The sequence below is a fragment of the Mycobacterium stomatepiae genome (genome assembly GCF_010731715.1).
Classification (GTDB): domain Bacteria; phylum Actinomycetota; class Actinomycetes; order Mycobacteriales; family Mycobacteriaceae; genus Mycobacterium; species Mycobacterium stomatepiae.
The window spans coordinates 2607589-2621345 of the sequence record NZ_AP022587.1 but is presented as its reverse complement, the minus strand read 5'-3'; the positions used below and the strand labels follow the sequence as shown (position 1 = coordinate 2621345).

The 13757-nt window shown below is 66.9% G+C and carries 15 protein-coding genes; 13 read left to right on the top strand and 2 right to left on the bottom strand.

Going from position 1 to position 13757, the window contains the following annotated elements:
- Nucleotides 1-22: 22 nt before the first annotated feature.
- On the top strand, nt 23-394 hold the full coding sequence (locus tag G6N54_RS12320) for a WhiB family transcriptional regulator (RefSeq protein WP_372513201.1): 372 nt from the start codon (nt 23-25) through the stop codon (nt 392-394).
- A 10-nt stretch (nt 395-404) separates the two neighbouring features.
- Here G6N54_RS12320 and G6N54_RS12315 read toward each other — a convergent pair whose 3' ends face one another.
- Entirely contained in the window at nt 405-827 is a 423-nt protein-coding gene (locus G6N54_RS12315; protein ID WP_163794695.1) for a metallopeptidase family protein, read from the bottom strand.
- A gap of 173 nt (nt 828-1000) precedes the next feature.
- On the opposite strand from G6N54_RS12315, the gene G6N54_RS12310 reads away from it, so the two are divergent.
- The 4 genes from G6N54_RS12310 (at nt 1001) to manA (ending at nt 5314) form a co-directional block, all read left to right on the top strand.
- Nucleotides 1001-1459 (top strand): DUF3499 domain-containing protein, encoded by a 459-nt coding sequence (locus tag G6N54_RS12310; protein WP_197939597.1) that lies wholly within the window; start codon nt 1001-1003, stop codon nt 1457-1459.
- Nucleotides 1460-1560: 101 nt separating this feature from the next.
- Entirely contained in the window at nt 1561-2958 is a 1398-nt protein-coding gene (locus tag G6N54_RS12305) for a phosphomannomutase/phosphoglucomutase (RefSeq protein WP_163790392.1), read from the top strand.
- Nucleotides 2955-4079: a TobH protein gene (locus G6N54_RS12300; RefSeq protein WP_163790391.1), complete on the top strand. Its 1125-nt coding sequence runs from the start codon at nt 2955-2957 to the stop codon at nt 4077-4079. The genes G6N54_RS12305 and G6N54_RS12300 overlap by 4 nt, the downstream gene beginning before the upstream one ends.
- A gap of 8 nt (nt 4080-4087) precedes the next feature.
- Nucleotides 4088-5314: a mannose-6-phosphate isomerase, class I gene (gene manA / locus G6N54_RS12295; RefSeq protein ID WP_163790390.1), complete on the top strand. Its 1227-nt coding sequence runs from the start codon at nt 4088-4090 to the stop codon at nt 5312-5314.
- Here the strand turns inward: manA and G6N54_RS12290 are convergent.
- Nucleotides 5292-6695, bottom strand: coding sequence for an FAD-dependent oxidoreductase (locus tag G6N54_RS12290; protein ID WP_163790389.1), 1404 nt, complete (start codon nt 6693-6695; stop codon nt 5292-5294). The genes manA and G6N54_RS12290 overlap by 23 nt on opposite strands.
- Before the next feature lie 61 nt (nt 6696-6756).
- Between G6N54_RS12290 and G6N54_RS12285 the strand changes: the two genes are divergently transcribed.
- From G6N54_RS12285 to mtrA, 8 genes are all read left to right on the top strand, one after another.
- Nucleotides 6757-8232 (top strand): APC family permease, encoded by a 1476-nt coding sequence (locus G6N54_RS12285; RefSeq protein WP_163790388.1) that lies wholly within the window; start codon nt 6757-6759, stop codon nt 8230-8232.
- Nucleotides 8233-8334: 102 nt separating this feature from the next.
- Nucleotides 8335-9594 carry an alkane 1-monooxygenase gene (locus tag G6N54_RS12280; protein ID WP_163790387.1) on the top strand — a complete coding sequence of 420 codons (1260 nt, stop codon included), beginning with the start codon at nt 8335-8337 and terminating at the stop codon, nt 9592-9594.
- On the top strand, nt 9591-9764 hold the full coding sequence (locus tag G6N54_RS12275) for a rubredoxin (protein WP_163790386.1): 174 nt from the start codon (nt 9591-9593) through the stop codon (nt 9762-9764). The genes G6N54_RS12280 and G6N54_RS12275 overlap by 4 nt, the downstream gene beginning before the upstream one ends.
- Nucleotides 9761-9976 (top strand): rubredoxin, encoded by a 216-nt coding sequence (locus G6N54_RS12270; protein ID WP_163790385.1) that lies wholly within the window; start codon nt 9761-9763, stop codon nt 9974-9976. The genes G6N54_RS12275 and G6N54_RS12270 overlap by 4 nt, the downstream gene beginning before the upstream one ends.
- Before the next feature lie 27 nt (nt 9977-10003).
- Complete coding sequence (gene alkX / locus G6N54_RS12265) at nt 10004-10651, top strand: TetR family transcriptional regulator AlkX (RefSeq protein WP_163794694.1); 648 nt, start codon at nt 10004-10006, stop codon at nt 10649-10651.
- A 117-nt stretch (nt 10652-10768) separates the two neighbouring features.
- A complete protein-coding gene (gene ahcY / locus G6N54_RS12260) occupies nt 10769-12226 on the top strand; it encodes an adenosylhomocysteinase (RefSeq protein ID WP_163790384.1) in 1458 nt (485 codons plus the stop codon).
- A gap of 36 nt (nt 12227-12262) precedes the next feature.
- Nucleotides 12263-12895 (top strand): dTMP kinase, encoded by a 633-nt coding sequence (locus G6N54_RS12255; protein ID WP_163790383.1) that lies wholly within the window; start codon nt 12263-12265, stop codon nt 12893-12895.
- A 102-nt stretch (nt 12896-12997) separates the two neighbouring features.
- Nucleotides 12998-13684: a two-component system response regulator MtrA gene (gene mtrA / locus G6N54_RS12250; RefSeq protein ID WP_007168097.1), complete on the top strand. Its 687-nt coding sequence runs from the start codon at nt 12998-13000 to the stop codon at nt 13682-13684.
- Nucleotides 13685-13757 lie beyond the last annotated feature (73 nt).

The window sequence follows — 13757 nt, the reverse complement described above, 5'->3', positions numbered from 1 at the left end:
AAGCTGAGGAGGCGTACGACGCATGTCTTACGAGCACCTACGGGGCGTCATGCCAAGCACCGAGCGCGCCATGATCAGCTCCACGCCGGCGCCGATTACCCGGCCCCACTTAACCGTGGTCCCTGATGCGCCAATCCCATTCGAGCCCGAGCCGCTGCCCGAGCCCGAACTCACTCCGGACCAGTGGCAGGACCGCGCGCTGTGCGCGCAGACTGACCCGGAGGCCTTCTTCCCGGAGAAGGGCGGGTCGACCCGCGAGGCCAAGAAGATCTGCCTGGGGTGCGAGGTCCGTCACGAGTGCCTGGATTACGCCCTGGCGCACGACGAGCGCTTCGGCATCTGGGGCGGCCTCTCCGAGCGTGAGCGCCGCCGCCTCAAGCGCGGCATCATCTGAGCCGACGCACCTATTCGTCGTCGATCGTCGGGTCGATGACCGTGGGTTCGACGTCGAGGTAGATGGCTACCTGCGCCACCAGAATTTCGTGCAATAACTCGCCTAGTTCGACGGTGTCTTTGGCGCGTCGTTCGATGGGCTTGCGGAACAAGACAATTCGTGCCCGCGTCGAGTTTCCTCGGACGTCGACCCCGGCGGGGATCAAGCGGGCCAGTGCGATCGGGCCATCGGCGACCACCTCGGGTGGCCACTGCACGCTCTCCGGATCCTTGGCGGCGATGCGGGGAATCTCGTCGACGGCGACGTCGAGTTCCGCCACTCGTGATTGCCAGCGCCGCTCGATGGGTTCGTAGGCTTCCAGCACCGCCATGTCGAATCGCTCGGCCCGGCTGCGCCATCCCGGCACCGTCGGCGGCAGCAAAGGCCCGCGCATATCGCGGCCGCGCCGAGTTGCCCGGTGCCCAGGCGTTCGGCCCGACGGCCGTCCGTTGCGCGGGAAACCGCGCGAATCACCCACGCGCCGATGGTAACGGTTGGACATCGTGGGCTGAACGGTTGCGCGTGTCCGGCGCTTCGGCGGCGTTTGCGCACGATAGCCTTTGCGACGTGAACGTTCGCCGTCGCTGCTGCCGGCCCGGGTGCCCGCATTACGCCGTGGCGACCTTGACGTTCGTCTATTCGGACTCGACGGCAGTTGTAGGTCCACTCGCGACCGCACGCGAGCCGCATTCGTGGGATTTGTGCGTCGGCCATGCCGGCCGCATCACCGCACCCCGCGGATGGGAGTTGGTGCGCCACGCCGGGCCCCTCAATTCGGAGCCCGTCAATCCCGACGAAGACGACCTGGTCGCGCTCGCCGACGCCGTGCGCGAGGGTGGTTCCGCCGAGGCGGCCGCGCCGTACGCGGGCGGCACCGGCATGCCGCTGAACGGATTCTCGGATCCGCATCTGCACCACACCGGAGCCCAAGCCACCGCACCCAGTAGCAATGTGTTCGCGCCGCCGGAAAAACGGTCCGGTCGCCGCCGCGGGCATCTCCGGGTTTTGCCCGATCCGTCCGACTAGCGCCGTGGGGCTTCTTCCAAACCGTTTGGAACCGTAACTTCTGCGGGCCGATAGGCTGACGCCAAGAGGCAAATCATTCCACGGCGTCAAGGAGGCCCCGCATGTCTCGGCCCGCCGCGACCGTCCACCGTGTCATCAAGGCTTATGACATCCGTGGGCTGGTAGGCGAAGAGATCGACGAGTCGCTGGTCGCCGACATCGGTGCGGCGTTCGCCGCGTTGATGCGTGGCGAAGGCGCGCAGCGCGTGGTGATCGGACACGACATGCGCGACAGTTCGCCGTCGCTCGCAGCTGCCTTCGCGGCCGGGGTGACCGGCCAGGGCCTGGACATGGTGCGGATCGGCCTCGCGTCGACCGACCAGCTGTATTTCGCCTCGGGGTCACTCGATTGCCCGGGCGCGATGTTCACCGCCAGTCACAACCCCGCGGCGTACAACGGCATCAAGCTCTGCCGGGCCGCAGCGCTGCCGGTCGGCGCCGACACCGGGCTGAAAGTGATCACCGAAGACCTGATCGCCGGAGCACCGGCCTACGACGGGAAGCCGGGGACTACCACCGATCGCGATGTGCTCGCCGGCTACGGGGAGTTCCTGCGGTCGCTGGTGGATACCTCCGGATTGCGGCCGCTACGGGTCGTGGTCGACGCCGGCAACGGCATGGCCGGTCACACGGCGCCGGCGGTGCTCGGTGCGATCGGCTCGATCACGTTGCTGCCGTTGTACTTCGAGCTCGACGGGTCTTTTCCCAATCACGAGGCCAACCCGCTCGACCCGGCCAATCTGCTGGATTTGCAGTCCTACGTCCGCGAAACCGGCGCCGACATCGGACTGGCCTTCGACGGTGACGCCGACCGGTGCTTCGTGGTCGACGAACGCGGGATGCCGGTCTCACCGTCGACGGTGACGAGCCTGGTCGCCGCGCGGGAGCTCGGCCGCGAAATCGGCGCCACCGTCATTCACAACCTGATCACGTCTCGCGCGGTGCCCGAGCTGGTCGCCGAGCGCGGCGGCACGCCCCTGCGCTCGCGCGTCGGACACTCCTATATCAAGACGCTGATGGCCGAAACCGGCGCGATCTTCGGCGGCGAACATTCCGCGCACTATTACTTCCGCGACTTCTGGGGCGCCGACTCGGGGATGCTGGCCGCGCTGTACGTCCTGGCCGCGCTCGGCGAGCAGGACCGGCCGCTGTCCGAGCTGACCGCGGACTACCAGCGCTACGAATCCTCGGGGGAGATCAATTTCCGGGTGGCCGACGCCGCACTGTGCGTGAACGCCGTGTTGAAGTCGTTCGGCAGCCGGATCCACTCGATTGATCACCTGGACGGGGTGACGGTGGATTTGGGCGACGGCAGCTGGTTCAACCTGCGCACCTCCAATACCGAGCCGCTGCTGCGGCTCAATGCGGAGGGCCGGACCACCGAGGACGTCGACGCGATGATCGCCGAGATCAGCGCCGAGATCAACGGCCAGGTGCAGCGCAGCGAGGGCGTGCCGTGAACGCCATCCGGGCGATCGATCTCGAAGACACCGACGGCCTGATCTCCGCCGACCGGCAGGGGCTGTTGAGGTCCGCCTCGTCGTCGGGTGCGCAGGTGCGCGCGATCGCCGCGGCGGTCGACGAAGGGGAGTTGGACTCGCTGCGCACCGGCGACCGTCCGCGCAGCGTGATCTGGGTGGCCGGGCGGGGAACCGCCCAGACGGCGGGCGCGGTGCTGGCCGCGACGCAGGGCGGCGCGGCGGCGGCGCCGATCGCGATCCTCAGCGAGGCCCCGCCATGGGTCGGTCCGCTGGACGTGCTGATCGTCGCGGGAGACGACCCCGGCGATCCGGCGCTCGTCGGCGCCGCCGCGACCGGGGTGCGCCGCGGTGCACGGGTGGTCGTCGTCGCTCCGTACGAAGGTCCGCTGCGCGACGCCACGGCGAGCCGCGCCGCGGTGCTGGCGCCACGGCTGTGGGTTCCCGACGAGTTCGGCTTGTGCCGGTATCTGGCCGCCGGCTTGGCCACGCTGCACGCGGTCGACCCGCGACTGGACATCGACGTGCCCGCGCTCGCCGACGAGCTGGATGCCGAGGCGCTGCGCAACAGCGCCGGCCGCGAGCTATTCACCAATCCGGCCAAGACAATTGCCGCGCGGCTGTCCGATCACCGGGTCGCGCTGGCCGGTGACACCGCGCCGACGCTGGCGCTGGCCCGGCACGGCAGTTCGGTTCTGCTGCGGATCGCACACGAGGCGGTCGCGGCGAGCGGGCTGGCGGACGCGGTGGTGGCACTGCGCGAGCCGGACTTCGGCTCGGGGTTGGGCCAAGCCGCGTCGTCGGTGGACGCGCTGTTCCACGACGAGGAGATCGACGGACCGTTGCCACAGCGGTTGCGAGTGCTGGCGCTGACCCTGTCCGGGGACCGGACGGTGGCGGCCGCGCGGGTTGCGGGGCTCGACGACGTCTACCTGATCGCGGCGCAGGACGTGCCCGAGCTGTCCGACAGCTTCGACGGCCTGGCCGGACCCGCCGAACCCGCGCGCGAGGCGGCCGGTGCCGGGCGTGCCGAGCAGCAACTGGCAGTATTGGCCGTTCGGCTGGAGATGGCCGCCGTTTACTTGCGACTGGTGCGGGGATAGATAGACAAGTGGAACTGCTTCGCGGTGCTGTACGGACGTACGCGTGGGGGTCGCGCACGGCCCTCGCCGAATTCACCGGGCGTCCCGTGCCCGCGGCTCACCCCGAGGCCGAGTTATGGTTCGGTGCGCATCCGGGGGATCCGGCCTTCCTGGAAACCGAACGGGGCGAACTCTCGTTGCTGGAGGCGGTGGCCGCCGATCCGGAGGGTCAGCTCGGCTCCGCGTCGCGCGACCGGTTCGGCGACGTGCTGCCGTTCCTGGTCAAGGTGCTCGCCGCCGACGAACCGTTGTCGCTGCAGGCGCATCCGAGTGCCGAACAGGCCATCGAGGGCTACCTGCGCGAGGAAAAGATGGGCATTCCGGTGGCCTCGCCGGTCCGCAACTACCGCGACACGTCGCATAAGCCCGAATTACTGGTGGCGCTGCACTCGTTCGAAGCGCTGGCCGGATTTCGTCAGGCGTCGGCCACCATCGAGCTGCTGCGGGGCCTGGCCGTCACCGACCTCGACCCCTACATCGACCTGCTGAACGACCAGTCCGACGCGGATGGTCTGCGGGCGCTGTTCACCACCTGGATCACCGCGCCGCAACCCGACATCGATGTGCTGGTGTCCGCGGTGATCGACGGTGCCATTCAGTACGTCAGTTCCGGCGCAACGGAATTCGCGGCCGAAGCCAGGACGGTGTTGGAACTCGGTGAACGCTACCCGGGGGATGCCGGGGTGCTGGCGTCGTTGCTGCTGAACCGGATCAGCCTGGCCGCGGGCGAGGCCCTCTACATTCCAGCCGGCAACCTGCACACCTATCTGCGTGGCTTCGCGATCGAGGTCATGGCCAACTCCGACAACGTGTTACGCGGCGGGCTGACCCCCAAGCACGTCGATGTGCCCGAGTTGTTACGGGTGTTGGACTTCGCGCCCACCGCGGAGGCGCAGCTGCACCCGCCCGTCCACCGCGAAGGCCTGGGGCTGATCTACGACACCCCGGCCGACGAGTTCGCGGTCGCGCTGCTGACCCTCGACGGTGAGCATCTGGATCACGAGGTCGACGCCTCGCCAAGCCATGACGGGCCCCAGATCTTGTTGTGCGCAGAGGGTTCCGCGGTGGTGCACGGGAAATCCGGATCACTGACACTGGAGCGCGGTATGGCGGCGTGGGTCGCGGCCGACGACGGCCCGGTCGGGTTGGTCGCGCACCAGCCCGCCAAGTTGTTCAGGGCGACCGTAGGAGTGTGACGGCCCGTCGCGACTCGCGGCGCTCGCGCAGCCACAGACGCAGGTTGTGTGCGATCGTCCGGCCGACTAGCCGCGGCGGCGGAACCATATAGAGGCTGTCGAGCAGGGAGAAGCGGCGCAAAAACCATTCGGCGAGAACGGGTTCGGTTTCGGCGGCCCCGAGGAACTGGTCGAACAGCGCCCCCGACGGCCGCCACCACCAGGGGATCGGCCCGCTGGTGCCGGCGTGGTGAAAAGCGAAGTCACCGATGGCGTTCATCGTCCACACCGGCCACGTGGTCTTGGCGGTCGCCCGATTGAGCTCGCCGGCCAGGTCAGCCGCTCGCAGTGCCCGACGCAGATGACCGGCCTGCAGCGACGTCATTGTCATGCCCTGGCCGAAGGTGGGATTGAAGCTGGCCACGGCGTCGCCGAACGGGATGATGCCGTCCGGAAAGCGGTCCAGCCTGTCATAGCGGCGCCATCTGCTGGCCGGGAAGGCGTGAAATGCCGGCTTGCCAACGGGTTTGGCGTGTGTCAGCGCCTCGGCGAAGTGCGCCGGGAGCAACGCGATGGCCAGCGCGAGCATGTCCGGGAACGTCGTCGGCGGCTTCGCGCCGGCCACGCCGAAGGTGGTCAGCACCCAGGTGCCGTCCTCGTAACACAGCATGCCCATCCCGAGTGACTGGTCGTGGGAGGCGCCGGCTACCACCACTTTCTCCGCGATCAATCCCTCCGGGATGCGGAACTGGTGGCTGGCGTAGTTAATGCCGACGTCCAGGGTTTCCTCGGTGGGGCGCCGATATCCCCACTGCGTCAACCACACTGGCAGCCGGGTGCCCCGACCCGCCGCGTCGACGACGAGATCGGCGTGCACGAATTCCGGCCCGCCGTCGGCGGCCTCGTCGCTGGGGTCCAGCAGCACACCGGTCACCCGCTGCCGCGCCGGGTCGAGCCGCGGTTCGGCGACCGATCGCCGCAGGATCGCGACGTTGTCGATGTCGCGGACACGGTTGCGTAGCTGCCACTCCAGATGCGGCCGGCTGGGCACGTAGGCGGTGAACTCGTCACGCAGCGTGTGGCCCGTCCCGAGGACGTGGCCCGCGGCGCCGAGGTGGATGCAGTCCGGCCGGTTTTCCAGCATCGGCACGCCGGCGGCCACCATGTCCTTGAGCAGGCCAGGGAACAAGGCATCGAGTTCGTTGGCGCCGCGCGCCATCAGCAAATGCAGATGCCGGTCCTGCGGAATCGTCGCGCGATTGGCCGGGGTGCTCGGCAGTTCATCGCGCTCATAGACGCTGACCTGGGAATACCAATCCGCGAGCACTCGCGCGGCACACAACCCCGCGATGCTCGCGCCGATCACTACCGCGTGGCCTCGCGCGTCTGTGTCTCCCGGCATCCCGGGGGAGTACCCAGTACTGTGCGGTCCAAGGCTTCTGACGTTAGTGGGAGGACGGCATATGGCCAACCGATGGCGTACTAAGTCAGTCGAACAGTCCATCGAAGACACCGACGAGCCAGACACCCGGCTACGCAAGGACCTGACCTGGTGGGACCTAACGGTGTTCGGCGTCGCTGTCGTGATCGGCGCCGGCATCTTTACGGTCACCGCGTCGACCGCCGGGGATATCACCGGACCCGCGATCTGGATATCGTTCGTGATCGCCGCGATTACCTGCGCGCTGGCGGCGCTGTGCTACGCCGAATTCGCTTCGACGCTTCCCGTCGCGGGCAGCGCGTACACCTTCTCCTACGCCGCCTTCGGTGAGTTCCTGGCCTGGATCATCGGCTGGAATCTGTTGCTGGAGTTGGCAATCGGAGCCGCGGTGGTATCCAAAGGGTGGTCCAGTTATCTGGGATCGGTGTTCGGATTCGCTGGTGGCACAGTCCAATTGGGATCGATCGAGCTGGACTGGGGCGCGCTGCTGATCATCTTTCTGGTGGCGACGCTGGTCGCCGTCGGCACCAAGGTGTCGTCGAGGATTTCCGCGGTGATCACCGCCATCAAGGTGTCGGTGGTGATCTTCGTCGTGGTGGTCGGCGTCTTCTACATCAAGGGCTCCAACTACACGCCGTTCATTCCCAAACCGGAAGCCGGCCAAGAGGCCAGCGGTATCAACCAGTCGGTGCTGTCGCTGCTGACCGGGGCGCACAGTAGTCACTACGGGTGGTTCGGCGTGCTGGCCGGCGCGTCGATCGTGTTCTTCGCGTTCATCGGATTCGACATCGTCGCGACGATGGCCGAGGAGACCAAACGACCCCAGCGCGATGTGCCGCGGGGAATCCTGACCTCGCTGGGAGTCGTGTCCGTGCTATACATCGCGGTCTCCGTCGTGCTGTCCGGCATGGTCTCCTATACCCAGCTCAAAAGCATGCCCGGCGGCAAGCCGGCGAACCTGGCCACCGCGTTCACCACGAACGGCATCCAGTGGGCGAGCAAGATCATCGCCGTCGGCGCGCTGGCCGGGTTAACCACCGTGGTGATGGTGCTGCTGCTTGGCGGCTGCCGAGTGCTGTTCGCGATGGCGCGCGACGGATTGTTGCCGCGGCCGTTGGCCAAGACCAGCTCGCGGGGGACGCCGGTGCGGATCACCGTGCTCGTCGCGCTGGTGATCGCGGTGACGGCGTCGGTGTTCCCGATCAGCAAGCTCGAGGAGATGGTCAACGTCGGGACGTTGTTCGCGTTCGTCCTGGTGTCCGCCGGGGTCATCGTGCTGCGCCGGACCCGGCCGGACCTGGAGCGCGGGTTCCGGGCGCCTTGGGTGCCGGTGCTTCCGATCGCCTCGATCTGCGCGTGCGTCTGGTTGATGGTGAACCTCACCGCGCTGACCTGGGTCCGGTTCGCCGCGTGGCTGGTGCTGGGCACCGCGATTTACCTCGGCTACGGCTACCGCCACTCGGTGCAGGGCCGTCGGCAGGCCGAGCAGACCACCTAGCCCATTACACTTTACAAACTAGCATCATTTGTCTAGACAGAGGACGCCAATAGCGGTATTGTCCAATCTCAACGTGGTGTGACTCACAAGGAGGTTTGGCAGATGACCACACAGATCCAGGCGTCCGAGCAGCTCGGCGCCACCGAGTGGCGCGATAAGAAGCGCTACCTGTGGCTGATGGGCCTGATCCCGCCGACGGCGTTGTTCGTGATGCTGCCGATCGTTTGGGGACTGAACCGGCTCGGCTGGCACGTTGCCGCCCAGGCGCCCCTCTGGATCGGGCCGATCCTGCTCTACATCCTGCTGCCGATCCTGGACCTGCGTTTCGGCCCCGACGGGCAGAATCCGCCCGACGAGGTGATGGAGCGGTTGGAGAACGACAAGTACTACCGCTACTGCACCTACATCTACATCCCATTCCAGTACCTCAGCGTGGTGATGGGCGCCTACCTGTTCACCGCGTCAGACCTGGGATGGCTGGGCTTCGAAACTGGGCCTGACGGCGGCCTGGGCTGGGTCGGCAAGATCGGCGTCGCCCTGTCGGTCGGCGTGCTCGGCGGCGTCGGCATCAACACCGCGCACGAAATGGGGCACAAAAAAGACTCGCTGGACCGCTGGCTGTCCAAGATCACCCTGGCGCAGACCGCCTACGGACACTTTTACATCGAGCACAACCGCGGTCACCACGTGCGCGTCTCCACGCCCGAAGACCCGGCGTCGGCCCGCTTCGGCGAGACCTTCTGGGAGTTCTTGCCGCGCAGCGTGTTCGGCAGCCTGCGTTCATCGGTTCATCTCGAGGCGCAGCGGATCCGCCGGCTCGGCAACAGCCCCTGGGACCCGAGGACGTATGCGTCCAACGACGTGCTCAACGCCTGGGCCTTGTCGGTGGTCCTGTTCGGCGCGCTGATCGCGGTCTTCGGTGCGGGTGTGATTCCGTTCCTCGTCATCCAGGCGGTCTTCGGTTTTTCGCTGCTTGAAACCGTCAACTACCTCGAGCACTACGGCCTGCTGCGGCAGCGCAACGCCAACGGTCGCTACGAGCGGTGCGCCCCGGTGCACAGCTGGAACTCCGACCACATCGTCACCAACCTATTCCTCTACCACCTGCAGCGGCACAGCGATCACCACGCCAACCCCACCCGGCGCTATCAGACGCTGCGCAGCATGGAGGGTGCGCCCAACCTGCCGAGCGGGTACGCGTCGATGATCGCGCTGACCTACCTGCCGCCGGTGTGGCGCAAGGTGATGGACCACCGCGTGCTGGCGCACTATGGCGGCGACATCACCAGGGTCAACATCCACCCGCGGATGTGCGACAAGGTGCTGGCGAAGTACGGGGCACCCGAAAGGGCTGCGGCATGACCGCCTACCGCTGCCCCGGCTGCGACTACACCTACGACGAAGCGAAAGGTGCTCCGCGGGAGGGCTTTCCCGCGGGCACGCCGTTCAGCGACATCCCCGACTGCTGGTGTTGTCCCGATTGTGCGGTCCTTGAGAAGGTCGATTTCGAAAAGATAGGGGTGAACTCGTGAGCTGCGATGAGCCCTCGGGCGAAGAGCGTCAAACCCCGTTCAAGCTTTACGTCTGCGTGCAGTGCGGATTCGAGTACGACGAGGCCAAGGGCTGGCCCGAGGACGGCATCGCCCCCGGCACTCGGTGGGACGAGATTCCCGACGACTGGAGCTGCCCGGACTGCGGCGCGGCGAAATCGGACTTCGAGATGGTGGAGGTCGCGCGGCCGTAGCCGCCAGCGATGATGCAGAACGAAGTGATGGGGCGCAGCGGCGCGGTGATAGGAGCTATTGTCGCGCCTGTGAAGCGGATTCCCTACGCCGAGGCGTCGCGGAACCTGCTGCGCGACTCGGTGCTGGACGCGATGCGCGACTTGCTGCTGACCCGGGACTGGTCCGCGATCACGCTTTCCGACGTGGCCCGGGCCGCCGGGATCAGCCGGCAGACCATCTACAACGAATTCGGCTCGCGGCAAGGTCTGGCGCAGGGATATGCCCTGCGCCTGGCCGATCGGCTGGTCGACGCCGTCCATGCCGCCATCGACGCCAACGTCGGCAACATCTACGAGGCGTTTCTGCAGGGCTTTCGCGCCTTCTTCTCGGATTCGGCGGCCGATCCGTTGGTGATCTCGCTGCTTACCGGTGTCGCCAAGCCCGACCTGCTGCAGATCATCACCACCGACAGCGGGCCGATCATCACCCGGGCCTCGGAACGGTTGACGTTGGCGTTCACCCACAGCTGGGTGGCCACCAGCGATGAAGACGCCGGCGTGCTGGGCCGTGCCATCGTGCGGTTGGCGTTGAGTTATGTGTCGATGCCGCCGGAGGCCAGTCACGACGTCGCCCAGGATCTTGCCCGCCTGATGACGCCTTTTGCCGAGCGTCACGGCGTCATCAACATCCCCTGACCTGGCGGACATTCACCGCCGACTACAGTGGCGGAAGAGCGTACCCAAGCTAACTAACGCCATGTAGTCCGCTCATAACCTTGATCTCCCTGAGCCGCAGTAAGGAACAGACACGCCATGACTCTGACCGCCGACGTTCGTAACGGCATCGACTTCAAGATCGCCGACCTGTCGCTCGCGGAATTTGGCCGCAAGGAACTGGACCTGGCCGAGTACGAGATGCCCGGGCTGATGTCGCTGCGTCGCGAGTACGCCGACGTGCAACCGCTGAAGGGTGCCCGGATCTCGGGCTCGCTGCACATGACCGTGCAGACCGCGGTGCTGATCGAGACGCTGACCTCGCTGGGCGCCGAGGTCCGCTGGGCCTCGTGCAACATCTTCTCCACCCAGGACCACGCGGCGGCGGCGGTGGTCGTCGGACCGCACGGCACTCCGGAGGAGCCCAAGGGCGTACCGGTGTTCGCCTGGAAGGGCGAGTCGCTGGAGGAGTACTGGTGGTGCGCCGAGCAGATGCTCACCTGGGAGGGCGAGCCGGCCAACATGATCCTCGACGACGGCGGTGACGCCACCATGATGGTGCTGCGCGGCGCGCAGTACGAAAAGGCCGGCGTGGTGCCGCCCGCCGAGGACGACGACTCGGCCGAATGGAAGGTCTTCCTGGGCGTGCTGCGCAGCCGCTTCGAGTCGGACAAGACGAAGTGGACGAAGATCGCCGAGTCGGTCAAGGGCGTGACCGAGGAGACCACCACCGGCGTGCTGCGCCTCTACCAGTTCGCCGCGGCCGGCGACCTGGCCTTCCCGGCGATCAACGTCAACGACTCGGTGACCAAGTCCAAGTTCGACAACAAGTACGGCACCCGGCACTCGCTGCTCGACGGCATCAACCGCGGCACCGACGCACTGATCGGCGGTAAGAACGTCCTGATCTGTGGTTACGGCGACGTCGGCAAGGGCTGCGCGGAGGCCGCCAAGGGCCAGGGTGCGCGCGTCAGCGTCACCGAAATCGACCCGATCAACGCGCTGCAGGCGCTGATGGAGGGCTACGACGTGGTGACCGTCGAGGACGCGATCTCCGACGCCGACATCGTTGTGACCGCGACGGGCAACAAGGACATCATCTCGCTCGAGCACATGAAGGCGATGAAGGACCACGCCATCCTGGGCAACATCGGCCACTTCGACAACGAGATCGACATGGCGGCGCTGGAGCGCTCCGGCGCGACGAAGCTGAACATCAAGCCGCAGGTCGACCTGTGGACGTTCGGCGACTCCGGCAAGGCGATCATCGTGCTGTCCGAGGGCCGCCTGCTGAACCTCGGTAACGCCACTGGGCACCCGTCGTTCGTGATGAGCAACAGCTTCGCCAACCAGACGATCGCCCAGATCGAGCTGTGGACCAAGAACGACGAATACGACAACGAGGTGTACCGGCTGCCCAAGCACCTCGACGAGAAGGTGGCCCGCATCCACGTCGAGGCGCTCGGCGGTCAGCTGACCAAGCTCACCAAGGACCAGGCCGAGTACCTGGGCGTCGACGTCGAGGGCCCGTTCAAGCCGGACCACTACCGCTACTGATCACCGCGGCTCGAGGCGCCGGATAGGCTCGGCGCCGTGCTGATCGCGATCGAGGGCGTCGACGGGTCCGGCAAGCGGACGCTGACCGAAGGGTTGCGGGCCGCGTTTGAACAAGCCGGCACGTCGGTGGCGACGATGGCCTTTCCGCGCTACGGGCAGTCGGTGACCGCCGACATCGCGGCCGAGGCGCTGCACGGCGAGCACGGGGACCTGGCGTCGTCGGTGTATGCGATGGCGATGCTGTTCGCGCTGGACCGCGCCGGCGCGGTAGAGGAGATCGCCGCGCGCGGGCGCGACCATGACGTGCTGATCCTGGATCGCTACGTCGCCTCCAACGCCGCCTACAGCGCCGCGCGCCTGCACCAGGACGCGGCGGGAGACGCGGCCGCCTGGGTGTACGCGCTGGAATTTCAGCGGCTCAGGCTGCCTGTGCCGGATTGTCAGGTGCTGCTCGGGGTGTCCGCCGAGCTTGCCGGCGAGCGGGCCCGGCGCCGGTCCGAGTCCGATCCGGGCCGTCCGCGCGACAGCTACGAACGCGACGAAGGGCTTCAGCAGCGCACCCGGGAGGTGTACGCGGGGCTGGCCGACGCGGGCTGGGGAGGGCGGTGGCTCGTGGTCGACGCGGACGTGGATCCGGAGCGGTTAGCGGCCGATTTGACGTTGCAATAGGCACCGAATAGGTCGCGATTAGCACAGATTTGTCACGATTTGCCGTTATCCAAGAAGAAACGCCCGTGTGGCGCCCGAGTTTTGTCCCGATCTGGTGACACCATGGACTCCATGAGGCAAAGGATTTTGGTCGTCGACGACGACGCTTCGCTCGCGGAGATGCTGACCATCGTTCTTCGTGGGGAGGGCTTCGACACTGCGGTCATCGGTGACGGCACGCAGGCTCTGACCGCGGTGCGCGAACTGCGGCCCGACTTGGTGCTGCTTGACCTGATGTTGCCGGGCATGAACGGCATCGACGTGTGCCGGGTGTTGCGCGCCGATTCCGGCGTTCCGATTGTGATGCTCACGGCCAAGACCGACACCGTGGATGTGGTGCTGGGCCTGGAGTCGGGTGCCGACGACTACATCATGAAGCCGTTCAAGCCCAAGGAGCTGGTCGCCCGGGTGCGGGCGCGGCTGCGGCGCAACGACGACGAGCCGGCCGAGATGCTCTCGATCGCCGACGTCGAGATCGACGTGCCGGCTCACAAGGTCACCCGTAACGGCGAGCAGATCTCGCTGACCCCGCTGGAGTTCGACCTGCTGGTAGCGCTGGCACGCAAACCGCGCCAGGTGTTTACTCGTGATGTACTGCTCGAACAGGTGTGGGGATACCGTCACCCAGCGGACACTCGCTTGGTGAATGTGCACGTCCAGCGTCTGCGGGCCAAGGTCGAGAAAGACCCGGAGAACCCGACTGTGGTGTTGACCGTTCGAGGAGTGGGTTACAAGGCCGGACCTCCGTGATCCGCGCCGGCGGCGATGCAGAGCGCAGCGATGCTGAGGAGCGGCGCATATGCACTGCCGGCGCCGGTCTAGG